The organism is Halovenus halobia (assembly GCF_051414135.1).
GTDB lineage: Archaea > Halobacteriota > Halobacteria > Halobacteriales > Haloarculaceae > Halovenus > Halovenus halobia.
The window spans coordinates 140,006-166,307 of sequence record NZ_JBLKOA010000003.1; the positions used below are offsets into that span (position 1 = coordinate 140,006).

24 protein-coding genes are annotated in these 26,302 nt (G+C 61.2%); 8 read left to right on the plus strand and 16 right to left on the minus strand.

Features of this window, described 5'->3' with window-relative positions; genetic code table 11:
- Window positions 1–72: 72 nt before the first annotated feature.
- A complete protein-coding gene (locus ACMGFM_RS09870) occupies window positions 73–1,299 on the plus strand; it encodes a substrate-binding domain-containing protein (RefSeq protein WP_436902378.1) in 1,227 nt (408 codons plus the stop codon).
- On the opposite strand, the gene ACMGFM_RS09875 is transcribed toward ACMGFM_RS09870, so the two are convergent.
- The 4 genes from ACMGFM_RS09875 to ACMGFM_RS09890 are packed head-to-tail and all read right to left on the minus strand — an operon-like array spanning window position 1,296 to window position 5,195.
- Entirely contained in the window at window positions 1,296–2,006 is a 711-nt protein-coding gene (locus ACMGFM_RS09875) for an ABC transporter ATP-binding protein (protein WP_436902379.1), read from the minus strand. The two genes, ACMGFM_RS09870 and ACMGFM_RS09875, sit on opposite strands and share 4 nt — an antisense overlap.
- Window positions 2,003–2,836, minus strand: a complete 834-nt coding sequence (locus ACMGFM_RS09880; RefSeq protein ID WP_436902381.1) for an ABC transporter ATP-binding protein — start codon at window positions 2,834–2,836, stop codon at window positions 2,003–2,005. The genes ACMGFM_RS09875 and ACMGFM_RS09880 overlap by 4 nt, the downstream gene beginning before the upstream one ends.
- The gene (locus tag ACMGFM_RS09885) at window positions 2,836–4,089 is read right to left on the minus strand and encodes a branched-chain amino acid ABC transporter permease (RefSeq protein ID WP_436902383.1); all 1,254 of its coding nucleotides are present in this window, start codon (window positions 4,087–4,089) and stop codon (window positions 2,836–2,838) included. The genes ACMGFM_RS09880 and ACMGFM_RS09885 overlap by 1 nt, the downstream gene beginning before the upstream one ends.
- Window positions 4,086–5,195, minus strand: a complete 1,110-nt coding sequence (locus ACMGFM_RS09890) for a branched-chain amino acid ABC transporter permease (RefSeq protein ID WP_436902385.1) — start codon at window positions 5,193–5,195, stop codon at window positions 4,086–4,088. Before ACMGFM_RS09890 ends, ACMGFM_RS09885 begins: the two co-directional genes overlap by 4 nt.
- A 255-nt stretch (window positions 5,196–5,450) precedes the next feature.
- Here ACMGFM_RS09890 and leuS point away from each other — a divergent pair, with 255 nt between their 5' ends.
- Window positions 5,451–8,081 carry a leucine--tRNA ligase gene (leuS, locus tag ACMGFM_RS09895; protein WP_436902386.1) on the plus strand — a complete coding sequence of 877 codons (2,631 nt, stop codon included), beginning with the start codon at window positions 5,451–5,453 and terminating at the stop codon, window positions 8,079–8,081.
- Between the two features lie 54 nt (window positions 8,082–8,135).
- Here leuS and ACMGFM_RS09900 read toward each other — a convergent pair whose 3' ends face one another.
- Complete coding sequence (locus ACMGFM_RS09900) at window positions 8,136–9,278, minus strand: acyl-CoA dehydrogenase (protein ID WP_436902388.1); 1,143 nt, start codon at window positions 9,276–9,278, stop codon at window positions 8,136–8,138.
- 52 nt (window positions 9,279–9,330) lie between these two features.
- The gene (locus ACMGFM_RS09905; protein WP_436902389.1) at window positions 9,331–10,932 is read right to left on the minus strand and encodes an ATP-binding protein; all 1,602 of its coding nucleotides are present in this window, start codon (window positions 10,930–10,932) and stop codon (window positions 9,331–9,333) included.
- A gap of 82 nt (window positions 10,933–11,014) precedes the next feature.
- On the opposite strand from ACMGFM_RS09905, the gene ACMGFM_RS09910 reads away from it, so the two are divergent.
- A complete protein-coding gene (locus tag ACMGFM_RS09910; RefSeq protein WP_436902391.1) occupies window positions 11,015–12,022 on the plus strand; it encodes a BtrH N-terminal domain-containing protein in 1,008 nt (335 codons plus the stop codon).
- Window positions 12,023–12,027: 5 nt separating this feature from the next.
- On the opposite strand, the gene ACMGFM_RS09915 is transcribed toward ACMGFM_RS09910, so the two are convergent.
- Together ACMGFM_RS09915 and ACMGFM_RS09920 are read right to left on the minus strand one after the other, a co-directional pair.
- Complete coding sequence (locus tag ACMGFM_RS09915) at window positions 12,028–12,234, minus strand: hypothetical protein (RefSeq protein WP_436902392.1); 207 nt, start codon at window positions 12,232–12,234, stop codon at window positions 12,028–12,030.
- A gap of 53 nt (window positions 12,235–12,287) precedes the next feature.
- Window positions 12,288–13,952, minus strand: coding sequence for a long-chain fatty acid--CoA ligase (locus ACMGFM_RS09920; protein WP_436902394.1), 1,665 nt, complete (start codon window positions 13,950–13,952; stop codon window positions 12,288–12,290).
- A gap of 134 nt (window positions 13,953–14,086) precedes the next feature.
- On the opposite strand from ACMGFM_RS09920, the gene ACMGFM_RS09925 reads away from it, so the two are divergent.
- Window positions 14,087–14,509, plus strand: coding sequence for an acyl-CoA thioesterase (locus ACMGFM_RS09925; protein WP_436902395.1), 423 nt, complete (start codon window positions 14,087–14,089; stop codon window positions 14,507–14,509).
- Here ACMGFM_RS09925 and ACMGFM_RS09930 read toward each other — a convergent pair.
- Entirely contained in the window at window positions 14,506–15,951 is a 1,446-nt protein-coding gene (locus tag ACMGFM_RS09930) for an amidase (RefSeq protein WP_436902396.1), read from the minus strand. The genes ACMGFM_RS09925 and ACMGFM_RS09930 overlap by 4 nt on opposite strands.
- Before the next feature lie 42 nt (window positions 15,952–15,993).
- Window positions 15,994–16,557 carry a DUF7998 family protein gene (locus ACMGFM_RS09935; RefSeq protein WP_436902399.1) on the minus strand — a complete coding sequence of 188 codons (564 nt, stop codon included), beginning with the start codon at window positions 16,555–16,557 and terminating at the stop codon, window positions 15,994–15,996.
- Window positions 16,558–16,682: 125 nt separating this feature from the next.
- Between ACMGFM_RS09935 and ACMGFM_RS09940 the strand changes: the two genes are divergently transcribed.
- Window positions 16,683–17,099: a TRAM domain-containing protein gene (locus ACMGFM_RS09940; protein WP_436902400.1), complete on the plus strand. Its 417-nt coding sequence runs from the start codon at window positions 16,683–16,685 to the stop codon at window positions 17,097–17,099.
- 3 nt (window positions 17,100–17,102) lie between these two features.
- Here the strand turns inward: ACMGFM_RS09940 and ACMGFM_RS09945 are convergent, their stop codons facing one another.
- Entirely contained in the window at window positions 17,103–17,363 is a 261-nt protein-coding gene (locus tag ACMGFM_RS09945) for a hypothetical protein (protein ID WP_436902401.1), read from the minus strand.
- A gap of 301 nt (window positions 17,364–17,664) precedes the next feature.
- Between ACMGFM_RS09945 and ACMGFM_RS09950 the strand changes: the two genes are divergently transcribed.
- Window positions 17,665–18,570: a DUF7351 domain-containing protein gene (locus tag ACMGFM_RS09950; protein ID WP_436902402.1), complete on the plus strand. Its 906-nt coding sequence runs from the start codon at window positions 17,665–17,667 to the stop codon at window positions 18,568–18,570.
- A gap of 449 nt (window positions 18,571–19,019) precedes the next feature.
- Here ACMGFM_RS09950 and proS read toward each other — a convergent pair whose 3' ends face one another.
- Together proS and aceA are read right to left on the minus strand one after the other, a co-directional pair.
- Window positions 19,020–20,480, minus strand: coding sequence for a proline--tRNA ligase (gene proS / locus ACMGFM_RS09955; RefSeq protein ID WP_436902404.1), 1,461 nt, complete (start codon window positions 20,478–20,480; stop codon window positions 19,020–19,022).
- Between the two features lie 159 nt (window positions 20,481–20,639).
- Window positions 20,640–21,647: an isocitrate lyase gene (gene aceA / locus ACMGFM_RS09960; protein ID WP_436902607.1), complete on the minus strand. Its 1,008-nt coding sequence runs from the start codon at window positions 21,645–21,647 to the stop codon at window positions 20,640–20,642.
- 349 nt (window positions 21,648–21,996) lie between these two features.
- Here aceA and ACMGFM_RS09965 point away from each other — a divergent pair, with 349 nt between their 5' ends.
- Window positions 21,997–22,212 (plus strand): hypothetical protein, encoded by a 216-nt coding sequence (locus tag ACMGFM_RS09965; RefSeq protein ID WP_436902405.1) that lies wholly within the window; start codon window positions 21,997–21,999, stop codon window positions 22,210–22,212.
- A gap of 48 nt (window positions 22,213–22,260) precedes the next feature.
- On the opposite strand, the gene ACMGFM_RS09970 is transcribed toward ACMGFM_RS09965, so the two are convergent.
- Entirely contained in the window at window positions 22,261–22,389 is a 129-nt protein-coding gene (locus ACMGFM_RS09970) for a hypothetical protein (protein WP_436902406.1), read from the minus strand.
- Entirely contained in the window at window positions 22,382–23,035 is a 654-nt protein-coding gene (locus ACMGFM_RS09975) for a hypothetical protein (RefSeq protein WP_436902407.1), read from the minus strand. Before ACMGFM_RS09975 ends, ACMGFM_RS09970 begins: the two co-directional genes overlap by 8 nt.
- 176 nt (window positions 23,036–23,211) lie before the next feature.
- Between ACMGFM_RS09975 and ilvD the strand changes: the two genes are divergently transcribed.
- On the plus strand, window positions 23,212–24,951 hold the full coding sequence (ilvD, locus tag ACMGFM_RS09980) for a dihydroxy-acid dehydratase (protein WP_436902409.1): 1,740 nt from the start codon (window positions 23,212–23,214) through the stop codon (window positions 24,949–24,951).
- A 375-nt stretch (window positions 24,952–25,326) separates the two neighbouring features.
- Here ilvD and ACMGFM_RS09985 read toward each other — a convergent pair whose 3' ends face one another.
- Window positions 25,327–26,262, minus strand: a complete 936-nt coding sequence (locus ACMGFM_RS09985; RefSeq protein WP_436902410.1) for a GNAT family N-acetyltransferase — start codon at window positions 26,260–26,262, stop codon at window positions 25,327–25,329.
- Window positions 26,263–26,302: the final 40 nt, after the last annotated feature.

The following is a 26,302-nucleotide window of genomic DNA, read 5'->3' on the forward strand; positions in this document are numbered from 1 at the left end:
CGTCAGCGAACGGTAGGGGTGCGTCAGGATGCAAAACGTTTAATCCACTCATATCAAATAACACAAATAGACATGGCGAAACCAAACCGACGCGATTTCCTCAAGGCAGCGGGGGCCGGCAGCGCAATTGCTGTCGCGGGCTGTCTGTCCAGTGGTGGCGAGAACGAACTCAGTATGGGCGTCCTGATGGGCGTATCAGGGTCGCTGCAGGAACTTGGACCGCCAATCCGGGACGCAGCGTTACTCGTCACCGAGCAGTTCGACAGCGCCGACACCGACCTGACCCTCGACACACAGTTCGAGGATACAGCAACAGACGCAAACACTGGCGTCAGCGGCGCACAGACGTTGAACGACTCTGGCTATCCGTGCTTCGTTGGGGCGCTCGCCTCGAACGTGAGCCTGCAGGTCGCACAGGACGTCGCGATTCCCGAAGAGATGCCGATGATTTCACCCGCCAGCACCGCGCCGGGGTACTCCGAACTCGAAGCAGACTACACCTTCCGAACAGCGGTCCCGGACAGTTTCCAGGGAGAGGTCCTCGCACAGATTGCCGCGGAGCGACTCGACGGCAACAGCGTTGCAGTGCTCGCTCAGGACGACTCCTACGGCCAGGGGCTGGCCGGTGCCTTCGTCGAATCGTTCCGCAACGACGCCGGCGGGTCGGCCGCCGAGCCAGTCATCTTCACACAAGGAGAATCCTCATACACGACGCAATTAGAGAGTGCGCTGGAAAGCGACCCGGACGTGTTGCTTATCGTTGCCTTCCCAGAGGACGGCGTCCGAATCTTCTCGGACTTCTACAGCGAGTTCGACTCGGACTCGGTGGACGTGCTCGTGGCCGACGGGCTGCAAGCCTCCAATCTCCCGTCTGACGTCGGCTTCGATATGACCGACGTGACCGGGACCGCACCAATCGGCTCTGGGCCGGGCGTCGAGACGTTCCAGGAACTGTACCAGGACACCTACGACAACGACCCCTCCGACGACCCATTCGTTCGACAATCCTACGACGCCGCGGCAACGCTCGTACTCGCTGCGGCAGCGGCAGACGACGCCACCGACGGAGTGGCGGTTCGTGACCAGATTCGAAACGTCACGGAAGAACCCGGAACAGAGGTCACAATTGACAACATCGTCGAAGGGGCTGAAATGGCCAGCGACGGCGACGACGTGCAGTATCGCGGTGTCTCCGGCGAAATTACCTACGACGAAAACGGTGACCAGAGCGACGTTGCCTACCAGTACTTCGGGTTCACCGAAGACGGCATCGAGAACATCGACACAATTCAGCTCTAACCGCCGAGGAAATCTTCTCTGACCTGCTGGTCGTTCAGCAGGGCGTCGCCGGTATCTTCGTGGCGGTTCTGTCCCTGTACAAGGACGTACCCGCGGTCACACCGGCGCAGCGCTTCTTTTGCGTTCTGTTCGACGATGAGCACCGCAGTCCCGTCGTCGTTGATGCCGTCGATCCGGTCGAACATGTCATCGACGAGGTCGGGCGCGAGACCAGCACTCGGTTCGTCGAGCAGGAGGATATCGGGGTCGAGCATCAACGCCCGACCCATCGCGACCATCTGCTGTTGGCCGCCGGACATCGACCCAGCCGTCTGGCCCTTGCGCTCTTCGAGAATCGGAAACCGGTCGTACACCTCTCGAAGGCAGTCCTGTGGCACCTCATCGAGGATGTACGCCCCCATTTCGAGGTTTTCCTGAACAGTGAGTCCCCCGAAGACGTTCTCGTTCTGTGGGACGTAGTTGAGTCCCCGGGTGATGATTTCGTTGGGGTCGAGGTCGCTGATGTCCTCACCGTCGAAGACAATCTTGCCACCCATGTGGTCGGTCAGTCCAAACACCGACTTCATGACGGTCGATTTGCCCGCGCCGTTGGGACCGACAATGGCGACGTACTCGCCGTCGTCGACCTGCATATCGACGCCGTCGAGCACCTGCAGGTCGCCGTAGCCGGCGTCAAGGTCCTCGACTGAAAGCTGTGCGTCGCTCATTGCTCGACTTCACCCCCGAGATAGGCCTCGATGACGCGCTCGTCCTGTGTAATCTCGTCGGAGCCACCCTCGGTGAGGACCTGCCCCTGGTGCATGACAATTATCGGGTCACAGTTGTGCATCACGACGTCCATATCGTGTTCGACGAGCAGGAACGTATGTCCGCGGTCAGAGAGTTCGTGAATCCGGTCGAGTAGTTTCTCTTCGAGTGTGGGATTCACGCCGGCCAGGGGTTCGTCGAGCAACACCATCTCGGGGTCAGCCATGAAGACGCGGGCCATCTCCAGCAGTTTCCGCTGGCCGCCCGAGAGTGTGCCGGCGTACTCCCGGGCAAGGTGGTCAATCTCGAAGAATTCGAGGGTTTCCCAGGCCTGTTCGCGGAGGTCCCGCTCTTGGTCGCTGACTCCGCTCCGGAATCCCGGCAACACCGACCGGGCCATCGACTCACCGAGTTGGTGCTGGGGCGCGAGCATGACGTTTTCTAGTACCGACATCTCGCTGAGTTCGCGGGCGATCTGGAACGTCCGCAACAGGCCGCGGTTCGCAATCTGTTCCGGCCGGAGTCCCGTGACGTCAGTGCCCTCGAAGCGAACTGCGCCGCCGTCGGCTTGCTGGGTCCCGGTGATACAGTTGAACGTGGTCGATTTGCCCGCGCCGTTTGGCCCAATCAGGCCGGTAATCGTCCCGCGCTCGACGGTGAAGGAAACGCCGTCAACGGCGACGACACCGCCGTAACTCTTCTGCAGCGCGTCGACTTCGAGAATCGCATCGTCCGGTCGCTCGTCGCTCGTCGTCTCGGTCTCACGGTCGGTCTGTTGTGCAGTTGCCATTAGCTGTCACCTCCACGCTGTTCGAGGTCGATACTCGACGCCGTCTCCTTACGTTTCCCGACGATACCCTCCGGCCGGTTCTTGATGAGATAGATGAGGAAGATGCCGAGCAGGATGATGCGAATCGAGGCGAGATTATCGATTGTGTAGGCGACCAGCGGGTCGAAGCCGCCGAAGGCGTCGAAAATCGTCTGCGGGTTCGCCTGCGGGTCGAGTTGCTGGCCGATAATCGTCTCGATGACCTCCGGCCCCTGTAGCAGGAACGTCCCGAAGACGAACCCACCGACGACACTGCCGAGATTCGAGCCAGAGCCGCCGACGATCAGCGCAACGAAGATGAAAAACGTCGTCTGTGACTGGAAATTACTCGGGCGTGCGCCGCCGCTTTCGAGGAACCAGAGAATTGCCGCAAAGCCCATCAACGCAGCACCAAGCGTGAAGGCTTTAATTTTGAATACCCGGGTGTCTTTGCCCAGCGAGCGGGCAACCATTTCGTCTTCACGGATTGCTTTGAGCACGCGACCGAACGGAGAGCTCCCGAGACGGGACAGCAGCGTGTAAAACAGTCCGACCATCACGACCAGAAAGAGGATATACAGTAATGCCTCGGCGGTCGAGTCGTCGATACCGAGGGGCGCGAGCACCGAGAAGTACAGCTCTCCGACGGCATTTGGCTCGGAAACGAGACTCCCGGGTTCTTCGTAGAGGAGGAATTTCAGCGGGTCCGGCGGAGCGTCGGGTCCTGTCGCGCCGCCGAAGCCAACATCGTAGCCGGCCAGTGTCGTCTCGGAGAACTGCCGTGAGGAGAGAATGCTGCGGACGATTTCGGCGAAGGCAAGCGTGACAATGGCGAGATAATCCGCCCGAAGCCGCAACGCCGGCAGCGAGACAATCGCCCCGAACAGCGCCGTCACCGCAACAGCGACGACGATGGCAATCGGGTACGGAAGCCCGATCTGTGTGGTCAAAATAGCCATCGCGTAGACGCCAATCATCATGAACCCAGCAATGCCGATATTGAACAGGCCGGCATAGCCCCACTGGAGATTCAACGCGAGGACGACGAGCGCGTAGACGAGTCCGAAGAAGAACACGCGCCGGACGGTGCCGACGGCGCCGTCAATACTGGGCGTCGAGGCGAGTGCGAGAAGCGTAAAGACAACCGTCGTTATCCCGATAACGGTCCCGAGGAGCCGGCGGTCAGTTGCGGTGATCCACGTCCGAATACCTTCGGAGACGGAGTCCTCGCTCATACGGAGGTCACCCCACCGAAGATACCCTGTGGCCGAACCAGTAACACGGTAATCATGATGACGAACGAAGCGAGTGTGGTGAACTCAGCGGGAATCCAGATGACCGAAAGCTGGTTGACAATGCCGATGAGCAGGCCGCCAGCAATCGCGCCGTAGACCGAGCCAATCCCGCCGAGAATGACGCCAGCAAAAATGACGAGCAGCAGGTCCCAGCCAAGCGTCAGGTCGAGAAAGCCCTGTTCGAGCGCCAGCAGGTAGCCGGCCGCGCCGGTCAGGGCCCCGCCGATCAGCCACGTGTAGAAGACGACTCGCTCAGTCGGGATACCAGTCACCTGCGCGAGCGCTTCGTTGTCGGCCATTGCTCGCATCGCGGTGCCGAGTTTCGTGTACTGCAACAGGACGTGGACGGCGACCATCAGCGCCGCCGCGCCGACGAACAACGTTGCCTCGTGAGCGTTAATCGAGACAGACCCACTGATGAGCGGTATCGATACCGACGGGACGGAAGCGGCACTGACAATCGGCGGCGTCGTCGGCTGGTAGATGAGCCGGATGAACTGGCGCAACGCGAGCGCGACGCCGACGCTGGCAATCAACAGCGCGATTCCGCTCTGCTCGCGCATCGACCGGAAGATGGTTCGGTCAATTGCCAGCGCGAGTCCGGCCGAAAAGCCCGCGGCGACGACGAGACCGAGCAAAATTGCAACCGGTTCGGTCGAGATAGCAATTCCGAGGTCACTCGTCACGCTCGCGGGTTCGCCGACGAGTATCAGTATTTCCAGCGCGTACTGACCGAGTCCGACGATGACGAATGTACTACTCCAGCCAGCGAAGGCACCGGCGGTGATCAGGTCACCGTGGGCGAAGTTCGCAAACTGGAGAATGCTGTAGGTCATTGCGAGGCCGATTCCTGCGAGGCCGATGGCCATGCCGAAGACGATACCCTCCCAGAGGAAGATTCCGAGGCGGTGCGGGGGTGTACTCCCGATCAAAAGCCGCCGGAGCAAGTCAAGCGAAAAGAGCAGACAGACGACCCCAAACAGCACGAGGGGAAGTCGCTCCCGAACGGCCGCGATTGAGAGGCTACCGGTTCTACCCGTGGACATGTCTCCTGCTACTCGATGAAGGAGCTAAAGAGTTGGCGATACCGACCGCGACATAGCCGAACAGGCACATGTTCGCCTGTCACGAATTTAGCCCGTACGACACGAGAGCGCCGATGTCCGAGCGGCGCGTTTCCAGAAGTGTGGTCCCGTGGGTGGCGGTGGAGACCCGTTCGTGCAGTACGGTTCGTGGGTCGAGTTCGAGCAGTCATGGGCGAACAATCATATGCCCGCCGCTCGCATCTCCGACAACAAGCGATGTCGAGACGCAGTTACAACAGCGCGCAGGTCCAGGAGTACTGGCAACACGCGTGGGACCGCGAGGATGTCTACGAACTCCCAGAGACAGCAGACCCGACCTACGTACTCGGAATGTTTCCCTACACGTCGGGGACGCTGCACATGGGCCACGTTCGCAACTACGCAATTACCGACGCTTACGCCCGATACCGGCGAATGTGTGGCGACGACGTACTCCACCCGATGGGGTGGGACGCCTTCGGCTTGCCCGCCGAAAACGCCGCCCACGAGCGCTACACTGACCCTGAATCGTGGACGGACGCCTGTATCGACCAGATGCGCGAGGAGATGGAGACGCTCGGATTCGGCTACGACTGGTCGCGAGAGATTACGACCTGTGACCCGTCGTACTACCGCTGGAACCAGTACTTCTTCCGGAAATTCCACGAGGCCGGACTGGTCGACTACAAGGCCGCCGACGTGAACTGGTGTCCGGACTGTGAGACAGTGCTGGCCGACGCACAGGTTGTCGAGCACGAACACGAGGATGTCTGCTGGCGCTGTGACACGCCGGTCGGGCGGCGCGAACTCGACCAGTGGTTCCTCTCGATTACGGACTACGCCGAGGAACTACTCGATGGCCTCGACGAGTTGGAGGGGTGGCCAGAGAGCGTCAGCGAGATTCAGCGCAACTGGATTGGTAGACAAGAAGGCGCGACGATTACCTTCGATATTGCCGGCCCAGCAGTCGACACCGTCGATGCATTCACAACCCGCCTCGACACGGTCTGTGGCGCGACGTATCTCGCCGTCTCGCCGGGCCACGAACTCGCCCGAGAGCTGGCCGAGGACGACGAAGCACTCGCCGAGTATATCGACGCTGCGCGGACCGACGACGTGGCCGAACTCTCTGGAGTTAAGACGGACGCGACTGCAACCAACCCCGTCACCGGCGAGGACGTACCGGTCTATGTCGGGGCGTACGTCCTGGAGGATGTCGGCACCGGCGCGGTGATGGGCGTCCCAGCGCACAACGAGCGTGACCACGCCTTCGCGACCGAACACGACCTGCCTATCGAGCAGGTCATCGAACCCGTCGACGGGCAGGCAGTCGATGTCGAGTCGGGCCCGTTCACCGGACAGGGGATGCTCACCGACAGCGGCGAGTACAACGGCCTCGCAAGCGTCGCCGCCCGCGAGCGAATTCTCGCCGACACCGACGCCGTCGCCGAGGACGTCACCTACCGACTCCGTGACTGGCTCATCTCCCGGCAGCGGTACTGGGGGACGCCAATTCCTGTCGTCCACTGTGAGGACTGTGGCCCGGTGCTCGTTCCAGAAGACGACCTCCCGGTCGAACTCCCAGAGTTCGTCCAAAGCCGTGGGAACCCACTCGAAGAGTCGCCGGAGTTTGTCGAGACGACCTGTCCGGAGTGTGGCGAGCCTGCAGAGCGAGAGACGGACACGATGGACACCTTCGTCGATTCCTCGTGGTACTTCCTGCGGTATCTCTCGCCGAACCTCGACGATGCGCCGTTCGACAGCGACGTGGCCGACCAGAGCCTCCCGGTGGATGTCTACGTCGGCGGCGAGGAACACGCCGTGTTGCACCTGCTGTACATTCGATTCTTCACCCGCGCACTCGCAGACATCGGGTTGCTAGACGAGCGCGAACCGGTCGAGCGCCTCATCAATCAGGGGACGGTGTTGCACAGCGGCGAGAAGATGTCGAAGACGAAAGACAACGTCGTCAGTCCTCACGAGTACGGCGCGGAGACGACGCGACTCTTCGTGCTCTCGGCGGCCCACCCCGAGCAGGATTTCGAGTGGACTGCCCGTGACGTGAGCAGTTCCTACGACCTCCAGCAACAGCTGTACGGAATGGTCGCCGACTTCAACGAACGGGCCGAAGTGAGAGACGACCGACGGCCACACGACGAGTACGTGGCCCGCGAGATCGACCGGACGGTCAGTGCCGTCTCCGAGCACTACGACCGGTTCCGGTTCCACCGAGCAGTCAACGAGATTCGAACCCTCGCCGCCCTGCTGGGCCAGTACCGCGAGTTCGACACGCCACAGGAGGCGGTGTATCGCCGCGGGTTGCGCGTGCTCTCCCGTCTCATTGCGCCCATTGCCCCGTATCTCGGCGAGGAGATGTGGAACATGCTCCGGGGCGACGGCCTCGTCGCGGCGGCGGAGTGGCCCGAACCAGATTCGGCAGTCGAGCAGGGCGATGTCGAGCGCCGGATTGTCGAGCAACTCCGTGACGACGTGCGTGACATCGTCGACGTGGCCTCGATTGCGAACCCACAGGAAATCGATGTCGTGCTGGCTCCGGAGTGGAAATACACCGCCCACGACATCGCTCGTGAGGCCGACAAGACTGATGCCCTCGTCGGCAAGATTATGGAGCAAGAGTCGATGCAGTCGGTCGGGACGGCGGCACAGGAGTACGCCGCCGAGTTACAGGGCCGCCAGCAGGAACTGCGGCCGACGCTGTCGCCGGCAGCAGAACTCGAACTTCTGGAGCGGGCGTCGTGGCTGCTCGAAGACGAGTTCGAGACGACAGTGCAGGTTCGTCGGGCCGACCCAGATGGGGAGTTTGCCGGGAAGGCAAAGCCGGGCAAGCCAGCGATTCATATCGAGTAACGCAGACAGAGATTCTTCAGAAAAGTCACTGCCGCCGAAAGCGTAAATTCGGCGTTAGTCGAGCAGTTGGTCGGCGATGGTGTTACGCAGCACTTCGCTGGTTCCTTCGTAAATCTCGTTGATTTTCGCGTCACGGAGGAACCGCTCGGCAGGGAAGTCTTTCACGTAGCCGTAGCCGCCGTGGATCTGGATACCTTCGTTGGCAACTTCACGGGAAACCTCGGACGCGTACAGTTTCGCCTGCGCGGCCTCCTTGCGGTACTCGTCGCCGTTCATCTTCAGGTCGGCCGCGCGGTGCATCAGCATCCGGGCCGCCGAAATCTTCGTATCCATGTCGGCGAGTTTGTGCTGGATGGCCTGGAAGTCGCTGATTGGCTGGTCGAACTGTTCGCGGTCCTGTGAGTAGGCGAGTGCCTCATCCAGCGCAGCCTGTGCAATACCGACCGAGCGGGCAGCGATGGTGATTCGGCCGCCGTTGAGCGTCTTCAGCGCCTGAATCATTCCCTCGCCTTCGCCGCCGATACGGCGGGATTCCGGGATGCGCAGGTCGTCGAATCGCAGTTCGGCAGTCGGACAGCCCTTGTCGCCGAGTTTGTCCTCTGTGCCTTCGACGATGAATCCGTCGTCCTCCTCGGGGCGGAGGATGAACGAGGAGATACCCTTCGCGCCGGCGTCTTCGTCAGTCTTGGCGAAGACAACGACAGTGTCGGCGACGGAACCGTTAGAAATCCAGAGTTTGCCACCATTGATGACGTACTCGTCGCCGTCCGCTGTGGCGGTGGTATCCATCGCCGGGGCGTCACTGCCTGCGCCTGCTTCCGACAGTCCGAAGGCACCGATTTCTTGGCCCTCTGCCAGCGGCGTGAGGTACTCCTCTTTCTGTTCCTCACTGCCGAAGTCGTAGATCATGTTGCAGGCGAGCGAGATGTGGGCTGCAACGATGGTTCCGACACCGCCACTGCCTCGGGAGATTTCCTCGAGTGCGGTCGCGTAGGAGTGATAATCCAGTCCTGCTCCGCCGTACTCTTCAGGAATCGGCATGCCCATCAGGCCGAGGCTCGCCATCTCGTCGACCAGTTCCCACGGGAACTCGTCTTCCTTGTCGATTTCGGCGGACTGCGGTTTGATCTCCTCATCGACGAAGTCGGAGACCATGTCCTTGATCTGTTGGTGTTCAGTGGAACGCGTGAAATCCATACCTACGAATACACCTGCGCAAATAATAAATCCACGATTGTGGGCACCACCGTCAGGAGCAGTCTGGAACGGTGAACTGGACAGTCGTCCCGTCGGTCGTCTCGATAGTCAGTTCACCACCGATAGTCGTGACCGCCCACTTCAGTTGCCAGAGTCCGAGTCCGGTGCCGTGTTGGAGCGGCGTCTCGATGCCAGAGTCGAGTGAGCGGAGTTCGAGCTCGGGAATCCCGCTGCCGTCGTCGGAAATAACGACTGTGTAGCCGACCTCGTGGCGCTCGGCAGCGATATCGACGGCGGAGTCTGCGTACGAGAAGGCATTCTCGACGGCACTGTCGAGCGCGGCCTCCAGTGCCTCCCGGTTCGTGGTAACCACCGCGTCTGCTGGGCAGTCGAGGCTAACAGTCACGTCAGGATACTCGCCAGTGACGGCATCGCGCGCCCGAATCATTGCTTCCGTGAGGTCGACTTCGGCCGTCGATGACGCGGAGAGAAAGCGGTCGATACGGCGGGCTTCGTTGCCGAGACGGTCGAGTTCGTCGGCAGTGTCGGTAATCATCGCGGGGTGTTCCTCGCCGTCGAGCACTTCCGCGTGGCTTTTGATGACGTCGAGTTTGTTACGGAGGTTGTGTCTGAGCACGCGGTTGAGCACTGCGAGGCGCTGTTCGCGTAGTTGACGCTCGGTGACGTCCCGGAGACTGAGCACCGCGCCAAGCGGGTCGTCGCCGAGCGTCGACACCTGCGGATCGTACTGGCGTTCGCCGGCAACGGTGTCAACTGTGACTGTCTCGCGGTCCCGAAGTGTCGTCGTATCGGCACCCAAAAGTTCCCTTGCAGGCGTAGCGAGCATCGTGTCTCGCGTCGTCGGAAGTGTCTCGACGGCTGCCGAGTTACACTCGACAATCAGCCCGTCCGCGTCGACGATGAAGACCAGGTCGTCTGTCTGTCTCGCAATCGCGCGTCGGCCAATCCGCTCGACAGCAGGCGGTCGGTTCAGGGCCGACCCGCGGACGACGGCAGCCCACAGCGCCGCTGTGCCAGCAACGAGTGCAAAAGCGTAGACGAGCGGTGCGAGGATGAGCGCACTCTGTTGCAGATTTCCCGTCGAGTTCAGTGCGAGGACAACCAACACTGGCGTCGCGGTCAGTCCAAGTCCGTCCCAGACCGAGAGGTGGACGTACGACCGAGTGGCTTGCAACACGAGGAGCGCACCGAACACAGCGATTGAGAGCCCGTAGATGAACACGACCGAGGAGAGTGCGTTGAGCACGCCGGAGGGTGAGCCGCCGGCGTTCAGCCAGGCAAAGTTCGCAAACGGAATCACGAACGGAAGCCACAAGCTAGCGACAACGCGGCGAGTCGGGTCGGTGTACCGGCCAGTGTACGCGAGTGCGAAGAGAAACCATGGGACGACCGACACGGCCCAGAAGAAGAAGCCAATCTGTGCCCAGAGAGGCTGGACGAGTGGCTCCGGGTCGCGGGCAACGAGGCCGACGACACCCGTAGCGGCAACACCAGCGCCGAATACGACCGCGAAGGCTCGAAGCGCCGTGACACCGAGGCCGTCGGTCGTTCGGAGAGCCCAGCTGAGGCCGACGAGAGAGAGCCCAACGCCGATAACCACGAGGAACAGGATATCTGCGGCTGCGACCATCATTCACTGCTTACGCCAGGGCACACAAAAACCCGCACGCCTCCGAGGCCGGAGAGCTAAGTGGCTCGCAACCACCAGCCAAGGTATGGAACGACTCGATTTCGAGCACGAGGTCGGCGCCCACTGTGGGTCGACCTCGCTTCGTGACCTGTCGACGTACTACGGCTGGGGGTTCGACGAGCCGACCTGTTTCGGGCTTGGAGAGGGGCTTGGCTTCTCGTATCTCGAACTCCCGGAGTCGCCACACCGGGCGTTTTTCGGTCGGACAGGCTGGCTCGAACGCGCCTTCTTCGAGAACTGTGGTATCGACCACACGATTCACGAGGGCCAGTCTTTCGAGGACGCGTGGGCCGACATCCGCGCTCGAATCGACGACGGCGAGCCAGTGATGATCTTCACCGACCTGTTCTATCTGGATTACTACGACACCGACACCCACTTCGCGCCCCACTCGCTGCTCGTGGTGGGCTACGACGAGGAGACTGTCCACCTCGCTGACAGCGAGTTCGGCGAGATTCAGCGACTTCCCCTCGAGCGCCTCCAGAAAGCACTCACCTCCACGCACGTCGTTGCGCTGCAGTGTCGATATCTCACGATCGACGACCCGACGATGACCGTCGACTTCGAGACGGCAGCGAGAGACGCACTGAGAGAGACGGCAACCTATATGCTCGACCCGGCAGCGAGCAAGCGTGAATCGAAGTACTTCAGCGGGCAGGGAGTCGGTGAAATCGAAGCCTTCGCCGAAGAACTGCCGGAGTTCGACGACTTACCGGACCCGTCGTGGACGATTCGGTTCGCCTACCAGAACATCGAGCGCCGTGGAACCGGCGGCGGCGCGTTCAGACGGCTGTTCGCCGACTTTCTGGAGACAGCAGCCGGGTCAATTGGACTGGACAGCGCCCTCCCAGCGGAGATGGTCGATATCGCCGACGACTGGACCGAACTCGCCGGTGTGCTCCGGGAGGCAAGCGAGACGGACAGCGCCGCCGACCGCCAATCGTTGCTGTGGGAGGCGAGTGAACAGGTCGAAGCGGTCGGTGCGCGAGAAGCAGTTCTCTACCGGTCAATTCTGGCCGAATTCGAGTCGTAGCCGACCTACGCCTCGGGTTCTGCAGGCGCGTCGTCCGCACGGCGACGCCGGAGCGCGAGAACCGCGATTCCGGCCGCGGCGATACCTGCGAGAAACTCCCGTCTGGTGAGCAGTTCGACAGTGTTGTCGACGGAGGTGACGGGTTCGGGTGACTCCTCGGCGTCGGCGACACCGAGTTTATTTTTCAGGTACGGCGTGAAAACGACAGGCACACTCTCAGTACGAGCAGCGCGAATAAATAGGCTCGGAGGACAGACGGCGGGCGTTAGTTGTCTGCTTCTTCCGGCGCTGCGTCCTCGGAGACCTCTTCCTGCAGCAGTTCGTCCTCCTGCCCTTCGTACATCTCGCGGAGGTCTTTCTTGGAGAACTTGCCGGTCGCGGTTTTCGGAATCTCGTCGATGAACTTGAAGCCGTCCGGGAGCCACCACTTGGGGTACTCCTCGAGTAGCATCTCTCTGAGTTCATCGGTCAGGACTTCGTTGTCGACGTGTTCGGGAGTGACAACCATCGCGACTGGGCGCTCGGACCAGCGTTCGTGGGGAACGCCGATGACCGCCGCTTCGCTGACGTCGTCGTGGGCCATGATGGCGTTTTCCAGTTCCTGACTGGAGATCCACTCGCCACCAGATTTGATCACGTCGCCTGCTCGGTCGACAATTTCGAGGTAGCCGTCGGTGTCGACGGTGACGATGTCACCGGTCTTGAGCCACGACCCCTCGAAGTCTTCTTCGTTTGCGTCGGGGCGCTCGAAATAGGACTGAGTGACCCACGGTCCACGGACGTAGAGTTCACCGAAGTCTTCGCCGTTCCACTCGATTTCGTTGCCGTCGTCGTCGACGACCTTGAACTCGAGTCCGGGGACGATCAGCCCCTGTTTGGCCTTCAGGTTGAACTGCTGTTCTTTCGGTGCGTCTTCGAGGTCGGATTTGAGGTTTGCAACGCTGCCGATTGGGGACATCTCGGTCATACCCCACGCGTGGACGACCTCGACGCCGAGGTCATCGAACTTCTCGATGAGTGCTTTCGGGGCGGCAGAGCCGCCGATGATGACTCGTTCGAGCGAGGAGAGGTCAACCTCGTTGTCCTCCATGTACTCGAGCAGGCCGAGCCAGACAGTCGGGACGCCGGCGGTGAGTGTGACCCCCTCTTCCTCGATGAGTCGGGCGATATCTGCGGGTTCGGGCGACGGTCCCGGGAAGACCTGCTTGGCACCCGCGGCAGTCGCCGAGAACGGCATCCCCCAGGCGTTGACGTGGAACATCGGGACCACCGGCATCAGCACGTCTGAGTCGTCGATGCCCAGCGCCTGCGGAACCATCGTCGCCATCGTGTGGGCGTGCATCATCTGCTGTGTGTACTCGACACCTTTTGGCATCCCCGTCGTGCCGGAGGTGTAACACATCCCTGCAGGCTGGTCTTCGGAGAGTTCCGGGAAGTCGTACTCCGTAGATTCGTCGCCGATGAAAGACTCGTAGTCCGTGATAGGTTCGACAGAAACGTCAGGGACCTCAGAGCCCATCACGACGAACTGCTCGACACTCGAGAACGACTCTTCCTCGTAGGCCGAATCGAGTTTCTCCGCCAGCGATGGGTCGACAAAGATGACCTTGTTCTGGGCGTCGTCGACGATATGCTGGATGTGCCCGTCGGGCAGCAGCGGGTTGATCGTGTGCAGTTGGGCACCGATGTTCGGAACTGCAAAGTACGTCTCGAAGTGTCGGTCCGTGTTCCAACAGATCGTTCCCACTCGGTCGCCATCCTCGACACCCGCGTTGTCGAGGGCGTTCGCCAGTTTGCTGACACGGTCACCGTACTCATCGTAGGTATACCGTTTCATACCCTCGTGGGTACGAGCGACTATCTCTTTCTCCGGGAATACATTTTCAGCGCGCCACAAAAACGGTGTCAGTGTCTGTTGATGTCCAGTCACAGTTTATTACTGGACGCACGCACAAATAGTGTTTTCTGAAATCCTAAACGAGCTGTTGTGTATGAAGAAAAGTTTATTCTGAGAGTCCCTCGCGAGCGGAGCCGTTATACCCCGGGCGAGCGACCGTAGCAGGTATGCACGACGTCTTCGAAAACGACGTTCGCTTCGAGGAGACAGACGCACAGGGAATTGTCTTCTATGGCAACTACGTGACATATCAGGACGAAGCCTTCACCGAATATCTCGACGCAATCGGCTACGAGTACGCAACCTTTGCAGACCGGGGCTGGGACGTTCACGTCGTCAACGTCGAACTGGATTACCGCGGCTCAGCGGAGTTTGGGGACCGACTGGTCAACTCACTTCGGATCGCGTCGATTAGCGACTCCAGTCTCACCTTCGAGTACCAGTGTCGACGCAAATCCGACGACGAAGTGCTCGCAGAGGGGACAGTCACCCACGTCGCTGTTGACGACTCCGGGTCACCGACCCGCGTGCCGGACGCCTTCCGGGAGGTCGTGGTCGAGTTCCAGGACGAACCGCCGGAACCGGTCTAATTGCGGAAGGGGTACTCGTCGGCCCACGGCCGCACAGTTTCGAGTGACTTCGCCACGGCGAGGACGTCCGCCTCGGCGTGTCGGCTCCCGACAATCTGCAGCCCAACTGGAAGTCCGTCGTCGGTCAGTCCGGCAGGAACGTTCGCGACTGGGTGGCCGGTCACGTTGAAGACCCACGTCAGCATCTGGTCGGTCGGTACGCCCATCACGTCCTCCCCGTCTATTTCGGTCGGGTAGCCGTCAGCGAGGTCTCTGCTGTACGGTGGGACCGTCAGCGTCGGCGTCACGAGCACGTCGTACTCGTCGAGCACAGCCTCGATACCGTCGTAGGCGGCGGTCCGAACGCGGTTTTTCAACTGCGCCTCGACAGGGTCGGCGCTCTCACCGAGCGCAATCGTCGACCGAACCGTGTCGACAACGTCGGCAGTCTCGAAGTCGATACCGAACGCCTCCTCGATGCCCCGGGCCATCCCGGCGAAGAAGACACCGACCTGGGTCATGTAGGCCTCACTCAACGTGGCGTAGTCGGGCAGGTCTGGGTCGCGCTCCTCGACAGTCACACCGGCGCTGGCGAGGTCGTCGACGGCCGCACCGACGGCGTCCCTGACTTCTGGCGCGACTGGCTGGAGGCCGAGGTCAGGACTGTAGGCCGCCGAGAGGGTTTCGGGTGGCTGGTCGAGTTGGTCGCGTGTTGCTGGAGTCGCCGGCAGCGAGAAGGGGTCGCGGTCGTCCGGGCCGGCGAGTACGTCGTAGCTCAGCGCCACGTCCTCGACGGTACGGGCGAGTGAACCGAGCACCAGAAATGGCGTGTGGTGGCTGAACCGGTCGACACCGCCGTCGTCGGCCGGAACCCGTCCAAACGTCGGTTTGAGACTGGCGACGTAACAGCAGGCAGCCGGCACGCGGAGCGAGCCACCGATATCCGACCCCGTTGCGAGTGGCGTCAATCCACCGGCGAGTGCCGCCGCCGACCCCCCGGAGGAGCCACCTGCCGAGCGTGTCAGGTCGAACGGCGTCGGCGTGGCCCCCTGCAGCCTGTTGTCCGTCTTGATCGTATGTCCGAGCGCAGGTGTATTCGTGGTGCCGAGAATCACCGCGCCAGCGGCTTCCAGTCGCTCGACGGTCACTGAGTCGGTGCTGGCGACGTTGTCGGACAGCGGTGCCAGCCCCAGCGTGTGCTGGACGCCGGCCTTACGCTGGGTCAGGTCTTTGATTGCGACCGGCACGCCGTGCAGTGGGCCGAGGTCTTCGCCGGCGTCGGCGGCCTCGTCGGCGCGTCGGGCCTGTTCGCGGGCCGACTCTTCGATGACAGTCACGAAGGCGTTCAGTTCGTCGTGCTCGGCGATGCGGTCGAGATGCGCGTCGAGCACGGCTTCTGCTGTCGTCTCGCCGCTCCGGATTGCCTTGGCGAGTTCGGTTGCGGTTGCACCAATCGAGTCCATACGAGAACCGACCGCTGGTTAGCACATAAACACCGGGGCAGGTCAAAACGGCGCGTCCGGATTAGCGTCTCCGTCGACTGTTGGTTCCGGAGCCGCTGCGTCAGACTCCGCGGCGTCAATTTCGCCGGTCTCGCGGTACTGCGCTTCCATCTCGGCGAGCGCCTCGTTGACGGCCTCGCTTTGCTGGTGGCTCTCGGCGGCGCGAACGCGAACCAGGTCGAACTCGTGACGCTCTGGGTTGCCGTTCCACGCGCGGAACGACCCCTTCGTGAGCGTATCAGTCTGCGGGCAGAACTCCGTCGTCGGCGAGAACTCTGCCCAGAGAACAGTCGAATCCTCGGCGTCGACAGCGTACCGATAACCTGCGCCGGGGTGACGAGTGTCTCGATTCAATTTGGCGAGATTGTACCCGAAGGTCATGTCGTAGACGCCACGTTCCTCGAAAAGTTCGGCTGTGAGCTGGTGAAACGCAACGTGGCGCTGGCCGGTGAGCACGTCGTGGCCGCGCAGGAACGAGCCGGACTCTGGGATATATTCCGCCTCGAAGGCCGTCGGGTCGGTGAACTCCGCGTCCTCGCCGCCGAGCATCGAGCGAATTCCTCTCATACCAGAAGGAAAGCACTCGACCACATCAGCGGTTATCGCGAACACGTTCGGGGCGTGGCGGGCCAACTATGCCGGCGAGTCCTGCAAAAGTTAATGAGCGTACCGTGCGAACCAGGAAACATTGTATGGTCGAGATTCCTGACTCACTGCGAAGTTTGTTCACTGCGACTGTTGAAGAACACGACGACCGCTACTATATCGAGATTCCTGACTCTGAGATCGAACACGAGGCGGCAGCCCCCGGCGAGACCTACCGCATCGCCGTGCTCCCGCAAGGCAGCGATTCTGAGGCGGTACCAGCCGAAACAGTCGAGCCATCCGACGACGACTACGCCGAGCACGAAACACAGCCCGAACCACCAGTCGACGAAGGGGAGGTCCGGACAGTCGAAATCGAATCTGTCGGTGACCAGGGGGACGGCATCGCAAAAGTCGAACGCGGCTACGTCGTCATCGTTCCCGGAGCTGAGCCGGGCGAACAGCCAACTGTCGAAATCGAACAGGTGAAACAGAACGTCGCCTTCGCCGAAGTCGTCAAATAAGCCTCAGCGTCCAGACGGTGCTGCCGGTCGCTCATTGTTACCGACCCGAAGGCGGCCGTAGAGACCGGGCAACTTCGACTTCGTCTGCTGCCAGACCGTCCGCGCCAATAACCCAGCGACCACAGCCCCAGCGCCGACCAGCGCGGCCAGGACTGGATGACTTGCGATGACAAACACGCCAGCGAACAGCGCCACTACGACGAGCGCACTCGTAACTGTCCCACTCAACGTTGTGTATTCCGTCTGCGATGGTGTTACTCTCATTGTATCTGTATAGAAGGGGCGTCAGCCACATAATAGTAATCTGAATGATACTTCTGTAAGACGACTTACTGAAGTAATCTTCAGTTGTAGCCGTTTCACAGGCCCCGTCCGGAGGGACCGTGAGGAAGTCGAAACCGAACAATTCAGTCTACCCACATTCGAGTCTGTTTTCGAGCGGCCCCGGGCGGTTCGTTATCCAGCGCTGTGCGGGGCGGTGAACTGAGCACGGTTTCAGGAGGGTTTTTTGACGGACGGCGTCGAAAGAGGTGCATGTGCTGCCCCGCAACGGGACGGAGCGACGATGAGTGAGGAGAGTCTGGACCCAGCGGATGCCTTCTCGCTTCTGGGCGAGGATGTCCGTCTGAACATCATCGCTGCGCTGGACGAGGCGACCGGCGAGCCCATCGGATTCTCCGAGTTACAGGACCGGGTCGGTGTCGAGGACAGCGGCCAGTTCAATTACCATCTCTCCCAGCTTGTGGGACACTTCGTCACAAAACCCGACGACGGATACAGACTCACGGCTGCAGGTGAACGCCTCGCCCGCGCGGTGTCGGCTGGCCTGTACACCGACAGCCCGGAACTGCCGCCGTTCGGTGTCGACGGCATCTGCAACAACTGCGGCCTGGAGACACTCGACGCCGCATACGCTGACGAGCAATTCATCATCGCCTGCCGGGAGTGTGACCACCAGATGCTCGAAGTCGACGCCCCACCGAGTCTCATTCGCGGGCGTGACCCCGAAGAGGCCCTCGCTGCCTTCGAGGAATGGTCGTTCGAGCAGGTCGAGCAGGCCTACGCGGGTATCTGTCCGACCTGTGGCGGGCCAGTCAACCACGGTATCACGGAAGACACAGCTGATGGGCTTCCCTTCGACGTGCTCCCAGAGATAATCTGTGACGTTTGTCACCGCCGGGTCAGGACTTCCTTCGCAGCGATTGCGCGCCGGGACCCGGCGGTCAACGATTTCCACGAACGCCATTTCGTCGACTATCGGAACAAACACTACTGGGAAGTCGATGACTTTGTCTCCGATGATGGCCTCGAACTCCTCTCTGAATCGCCGTTCCGGATGCAGGTAACGTTCACAGCATCAGGAGAAATCTGCGAGGCTGTCGTCGACGATACCCTCAACGTCGTCCGTGTCGAAATCCGCCACACTGCAGACGAGGACGCCTACACGGTAGATGGCGAGTCGGAGCAGTAACTCGGCGTTCGCGCTGCTCGGGGCTCTGTGAAACCACGCCAGCGGCGGCAGTTAGTACGTCCGCGCGAAGTACGCCGGTACCGACCTTTTTCTGCGTCGGGTGTCCCCGCTCACTCCGTTCGCTGCGGGCACCACTCTCTGCTCACGGGCAGCGCGGCGCTACGCGCCGCGACTTCGAGGCGCTACCGCGCCTCGCAGCGCCGTTCGCATGGTTAGCGAGACCGCTGGTCTCGCTCGACTTGAAAAACGTCGGCGAAAAAGTCCTCGGCGCAAGCGCCGAGCGAACCGCCACGCAGTGCTCGCCGGAAATTAGTACGTCCGCGCGAAGTACGCCGGTACCGACCTTTTTCTGCGTCGGGTGTGCTCCGCACACCACTCCTTGAAAAACGTCGGCGAAAAAGTCCTCGGCGCAAGCGCCGAGCGAACCGCCTCGCAGTGCTCGCCGGAAATTAGTACGTCCGCGCGAAGTACGCCGTCTCTTCAGCGTCCTCGCCACAAATTGCACACTCGTCGTGGATCGGTTCCTCGTCGCGCTCCAGTGGCACCATCGTAATTTCCGCTGCCATCGCCTCCTTGATCGGTTCCTCGCAGTCTTCCTCACCACACCAGCCACACTTCACGTAGCCGCCGTGCTGGCCGAGGGTGCCGAGAATCTCCTCGCGGCTCTGGGCTTCCCGGGTCGCGCCGTCGAGGGTCTCCTCGGCGCTGGCGTACAGTTTTGCGAAGATTGTTTCGAGGTGGTCGTCGACAGTTTCCGAGAGTCCCTCTCGGTCGACCGCTTCGCTCTCGCCGTCGGGCCGGTGGACAAGCGTTGCCATCTCGTCCTCGACTTCGTTCGGACCGACCTCGATTCGCAGCGGCACGCCCTTGAGCTCCCACTCGTTGTACTTGAAGCCAGGGTTGCGGTTCTCGCGGTCGTCGAGGTGGACACGCACGCCCGCGTCGGCGAGGGTCTCCTCCAGCTCGGCAGCGTAGTCGACGACTTCTTCTTTGTTGTCTTCCTGCCAGATCGGGACGATGACGACCTGCTTTGGCGCGAGCGTCGGCGGAAGCACGAGCCCCTGGTCGTCGCTGTGGGTCATGATGAGCGCGCCCATCGCCCGCCAGGACAGCCCCCACGAGGTAGTGTGGGCTGTCTGGTCGTCCTGGTCCTCGTCGGCGTAGGTGATATCGAACGCCTCCGCGAAGGAGGTGCCGAGATAGTGTGAGGTTGCCCCCTGAACGCTTTTCCCGTCAGGCATCAGTGCCTCGATGGTCGTCGTGGTGTGTGCGCCGGGGAACTTGTCGTGTTCGGGTTTCCGACCGACCAGCGGCGGGATGGCGAGAACGTCTTTGTAGAGTCGTTCGTACTGCTCCAGTCGTGTCATCGTCTCGTCCCACGCGCCGTCCATATCGCGGTGGGCGGTGTGGCCCTCCTGCCAGAGGAACTCCTTGGTCCGGAAGAACGGCTTGGTCTCTGTGGCCTCCCAGCGAACGACCGAACACCACTGGTTCAGTTGCATCGGGAGGTCACGATGTGAGCGAATCCACTGGGCCATAAACGGCGCAATGATGGACTCGCTCGTTGGCCGAACTGCGAGTCGCTCTTCGAGTTCGTCGTAGCCGCCGTGGGTGACCCACGCCACTTCGGGGTCGAATCCTTCGACGACGTCTTTCTCCTTTTCGAGATAGCTCTCGGGGATAAAGAGTGGGAAGTAGGCGTTCTGGACGCCGGTGTCTTTAAACCAGCCGTCGAGATAGTCCTGCATGCGTTCCCAGATGGCGTAGCCCCGCGGTTTCGTGACGATGAACCCGCCCATCGGAGCGTAATCCGCCAGCCCGGCCTTCTGGACGACCTCTGCGTACCAGTCGCCCGTACTGTGTTCTTTCGACTCGGTAATCCCGAGTTCCTGGTGTGACTCCTCGCTCATAGCACGTCTTCTGCTCGCCACCAATAAACCAATGCTGTTTCGGTCTCTGTTAGCGGTAGTCGCAATCGCACCAGGTCACACGAGACACGCACGGCTCGAGACTGAAAAGAGAGAAAGACAGCAAAAGTGCTGTCCTGCAGAAATCGTCAGTAACCGTCGTCAGTCGTCGTTGTCGCTGGTGATGACTGCTTCTTCTTCGTCGTCGCTGAAGCCTGCAGAGTCCTGCTGTCGCTGCTTGGCGTCAGGGTCGTACTGCGCCTCGATGTTCTGGAATCGTGGGACAAAGGAAAGCTCGTGGTGGCTTTCGGTCGGGTGACCGAGGTAGCGGTCTTCGAGGTCCCACTGTGCCTCTTCGTCGTTTTCGGCGATGTTGACCATGTCCTCGTAGACGGCGTGTGCGCCACTGTGCAGGGCGTACAGCGTGATGAACTGGTATTTGTAACCGAGGTCGCCCAGCTCCTGGAACGTGAGTGGGTCTTCCTCTTCACTCCAGGCGAAGGAGCTGGAGTAGTTGAAGGCCAGTTTCAGGTCAGGGTGAGTCTCGTGAATCGTTTCGGCGTATTCGACAGCGTCCTCACGCGATGGGTCCGGCATCTCGGGCCAGACGAGGTCGACGCCACAGTCGGCGTAGAGTCGGCCTCGCTCGAGGTGCTCTTCCCAGTCACCGTTCGCCGAGCCGTAGGCGTCGGTTCGGGCGATGATGATGGTGTCCTCGGACTGTTTGGCGTCGACGGCCGCGCTGAAGCGGGCCTCAGCCTGGTCTCGCGAGATGATCTGCTTGCCGGCGATGTGGCCACAGCGTTTTGGCGTCGTCTGGTCCTCGATGTGGACCGCTGCAACGCCTGCTTTCTCGTACTCTCGCACTGCTCGCTGGACGTTGTGGATGCCACCGTAGCCGGTGTCACAGTCCGCGATGATTGGCAGGTTCGTCGCTTCGACCTGCCGCTTTGCGTTCTCGACCATCTCTCGCATGTCGACCATCTCCAGGTCCGGGAAGCCGAACTGGCCGAGGACTGTGGAGTAACCCGACATGTAGACAGCGTCGAGACCGGCCATCTCGGCCAGTCGCGCGTCGAGGGCGTGGTAGGTACCAGGTGCGAAAACGAAATCCTGGTTGTTCAGTTTGTCTCGCAGTTCTCGGGCGGCCTCGTTGTCCACATCACACATGTACGGGTCTGTGCTCTGGACTCGGGACGCAACTTCGTCAACTCCGTCGTTATCTTGTGTCATAGTTGGTATGTAGTGCCGCGTTTCATGCGCGGCTCGCTTGGCGTCTATTTGGAATTGGCACGGATAGAAAAACGTTATGAAAAACCATGATAAATGTCCCTTATACTCATTATTTGAGTAGGCCTACCGTTCCTGTCGGGCGTTGACACAGGTCGTTTGTGGAGACTTGTCTCGGTTGCTGATCGAACGCTAGCGGTCGAATCAGTCCTCACGAGAGCCGTTCGTGACACCACTCGTCGAGGCGAGCGCAACTACTAACAACTGAAAGACACAACAAGTGGACAAAATGAATCGAGGAGGCGCGCTGGTCGCAATATATCTGACAGTGCTGGGGCTGTTCGTGGCGCTGGTCCTGCAGTTAGTCGGAATTGCGCTGACCTTGGTGATCGTCGGGTTCGTGGTTTTTGTCCTCTCGTTACTCTTGGATACACCAGAGCTATCCGCGGCCAATCGCGAGTCCCCCTCCGAGTCGCCGTCGGAGACGCGGAGCAGATGGCGGTGACATGGTGAACAAAAGGTAGTGTGTCGCGCGTTGGTAGAGTAGTCCTTGCTACTGATCCGCGTCGGAGTCGTCGGCGCCTTTTTGCAGCGTCTCGAATTCGGCCTGCGGATTCCCCTCTTCGTCTTCCGAGACTCCGTCCGCGTCTGCGAGGTTCCCCTCAGGCTTCTTGTCACTCATTGTTATGATCTTGCTCTTCCAATCTTAAATATGCACCGTGGTTAATAACCAGGGCGACACACGTAGCGGCGATAACAAACAGGCCTGCGGTGCCGTACTGAACCATTGGGGCAGGTGGCAACACGAGAAGCGCTGCACTCCCGAAGAGGAGGAATAGTCCAGCTAAGAGTGCGGCAAGACTCGTCTGGAACCGTCGAGCATTTGCTACGACAACCGTTCTGTTGTTTTCGATAGCAGTGGCGTAGCTCCTGAGGAGGACATCCTTGTACTGCTGTTCGTCCACTTTGTACCTCGACATATACCGTCCCATCCCGATAGTCGGTCCGTACTCAAATTCGCTTTTCAGATAGGTTAGAATCGCAAGCACGACAGAGATGAAAAACGCGGACACCGACGAACCAGTCAGAAGGAGGACAGCACCTGTGTCCACGTTCAGTGATATTTCGGCTCTGCTCGCTGCGAGGGAGGCTGCACTCAGTATCAATCCGGTCAGGATTGCGACCAGTCGAGCGACGTATGCGGCCTTGTCGTCAATATCGTTCAGCGTCGATATCTGAGTCTGGATCATCTGTTCGTAACGTCTCAAGAGGTCCTCCTCGGCATCGAAGTGCAGCCCGTTGTCTGCACTATCGTCGGTCGAATTCATCACTTCAGACAGTGAACTTTGCCTGCCAGTTCCTACTTAAATCTCAGCATTCGAGGAACAGCTGGAGACTTCGGCCGTGAGAGAGTCGTCAACTTCGATGGATCCGTTCGTTGGTTAGAAATCGACAACACCCGTCGAAAGCACCGTTTAAGTTCAGCGGGTGCCACCACAGGGATATGAGCAGCGACGAAGAGCCAGCCGAGGAGTTACGATACGAGAAGGACCCCGACCTCCCGAGCAACGAGGTGACACAGGGTACCGAGCGTGCCCCGCACCGTGCGATGTTCCGCGCGATGGGCTACGACGACGAGGACTTGTCGGCGCCGATGATTGGCATCGCCAACCCAGCCGCAGATATCACCCCTTGCAACGTTCACCTCGACGACGTGGCCGACGCCGCCTACGAGGGTGTCGACGAGGCTGGCGGCATGCCAATCGAGTTCGGGACCATCACTATCTCCGACGCGATTTCGATGGGCACCGAGGGAATGCGTGCCTCGCTCATCTCGCGTGAGATCATCGCCGACTCCGTGGAACTGGTTGCCTTCGGCGAGCGAATGGACGGCCTCGTCACCATCGGTGGCTGTGACAAGAACATGCCGGGGATGATGATGGCCTCGATTCGCGCGGACCTGCCGAGTGTCTTCCTCTACGGTGGCTCGATTATGCCCGGCGAGCACGGCGGCCGCGAGATTACCATCCAGAACGTCTTCGAGGGTGTCGGCGCTGTCTCCGACGGCGACATGAGCCCCGACGAACTCGACGAGATGGAGCGCAACGCCTGTCCCGGTGCTGGCTCCTGTGGTGGAATGTTCACCGCGAACACGATGGCCTCCATCTCGGAGGCACTGGGCTTCTCGCCGCTGGGGAGTGCGTCGCCACCGGCCGAGGACGAGGGCCGATACGTCGAGGCCCAGCGCGCAGGCGAACTCGCTATCGAGGCTGTCGAGGCACAGCGCAAACCCTCCGATTTCCTCTCGCGAGAGTCTTTCGAGAACGCAATTGCCCTGCAGGTTGCCATCGGCGGGTCGACCAACGCCGTGTTGCACCTGCTCGCGCTGGCCGCAGAGGCGGGCATCGACCTCGATATCGAGACGTTCAACGAAATCAGCGCGCGCACGCCCAAGATTGCGAACCTCCAGCCCGGCGGGACGCGCGTGATGAACGACCTCCACGAAGTCGGCGGCGTGCCAGTCGTGTTGAAGGCACTCAACGACGCCGGCCTGCTCCACGGCGACGCGCTGACGGTGACGGGCAACACAATCACCGAAGAACTCGACGCAATCGACCCGCCAGCCATCGAGGACCTGGACGTGGATTATCTCTACCCGGTCGACGAGCCGATTCACGAGCGCGGCGCAATCCGAATTCTGACGGGCAACCTCGCGCCCGACGGTGCGGTCATCAAAATCACCGGCGAGGACCACCTCCGTCACGAAGGGCCGGTGCAGGTCTTCGAGCGCGAGGAGGGCGCGATGGAGTACGTGCAGGAAGGAAACGTCGAATCTGGAGACGTTATCTGCATCCGAAACGAGGGGCCACGAGGCGGCCCCGGAATGCGTGAGATGCTCGGTGTCACCTCCGCGGTGGCCGGACAGGGTCACGCCGAGGATGTGGCGCTGTTTACTGATGGGCGGTTCTCGGGCGCGACGCGAGGGTTTTCCATCGGTCACGTTGCACCGGAAGCGTACGTCGGCGGTCCAATTGCCGCGCTGGAGGACGGCGATACCGTCACTATCGACATCGACGAACTGGAACTGTCGGTCGACGTCTCGGATGAAGAACTCGAACAGCGACTGGAGGACCACGACCCAGAGCCAGCCTACGAGAACGGCGTGCTCGCAAAGCACGTCCGTGACTTCGGGTCGGCGGCCAACGGTGCGGTGACGAATCCTGGCGCGCAATGGAGTAGGTAGTCAGCGGTGCGGTTCGACTAACTCCACCGCGAGCGCGCCACTGCACGCTCGCGGCTTTTTTCACCCATGTTTTTGCGACGAGTGGTGTGCGCAGCACACCCGAGTCGGAAAAAGATGGTCGTCCGTGACTTCGGGTCGGCGGCCAACGGCGCAGTGACGAATCCCGGCGCACAGTGGGACTGAGTGCGAGACCGAGCGAAGCGAGGTCTCGATCCACTCGAACGGCGAAGCCGTGAGAGCGGTGTCATGCTGTCTGGGCTAGCTTGACTCTACCGCGAGCGCGCTGCTGCACGCTCGCGGCCTTTTTCACCCATATTTTTGCGACGAGCGGTGTGCGCAGCACACCCGAATCGGAAAAAGATGGTCCTGGCGCAGTTACAAATCCCGGCGCACAGTGGGACTGAGCTCGGTCGAGAGGACGAAATCGGGATTCTGCCCGATGCCAGCCCGAAGGTGTGCGCCATCGGAGACGAACCGTGGTGTCTCTGGAATCAGCACCCGAACAGTGTCAGCGTCACGGGCCGCTGCGTCGGCGGCAATCCCAGCCAAGAGTTCTCGACCCGCGTCAAGGTCAGCCCACGCCGCGACACCGTATTCTGCCAGTCGCTGTGTGTCGTCCTCGCCTGCGTTGTCCACAGTTCGAGACAGGTACGCAAAGCCGTGAGTCGTGTCCTCGCCCACAGTCAGCAGTCGTTGGTCCTCAGCAGCACGAGCGAGTGTCTCCCGAGTCAGTTCGCGGAGCGCCCACGATTCCTCGGTATCGAGCCCGAGCCCGCGGAGGTGGTCCCGGGCGTCGCTGGTCGTCCAGTACGCCCACGCGGCGTCGGCCTCGCCACGGTAGCTGTCGAGGTCTGCAACCGCGTCGGCGTCTGGGTCAGGGTGCAGCCAGCGAAACTCCGTCGTTGGCTCGTAGCCGAGCGCGCGGGACTGGCCAAGACCGGCCTGATTCCACGAGAAGACCATATTCCGGACGACTGTAAGGTCCTGTTCGCGAGCCCACCTGAAGAGGTGGTCGTTAATTGCCCGGCCGATACCCTCGCCACGGAAGGCTGGGTTGACGCGCATCCCCTGGGCCCAGCCCTCCCACGAGGAGAGCGCGACTACCTGTGCAATACCTGCAATGTCGTCGCCGGCGTCGGCAACGATGGTCTGGCGGTTGTCGCCGTCAATCCAGTCGTGGTAGACATCGGGCAGATAATCAGAGACCTCGACATCGAGGTCAGCCCAGGTTTTGTCAGTAAATTCGACCACAGCCTCGTAATCGTCGTGTGTCGCCGGCCGGTACTCGATGTCGCCTGTCGAAGGCCCCATGGCAGGCAGTAGGACCCCGGCTGTCTTGAATCTCAGCACA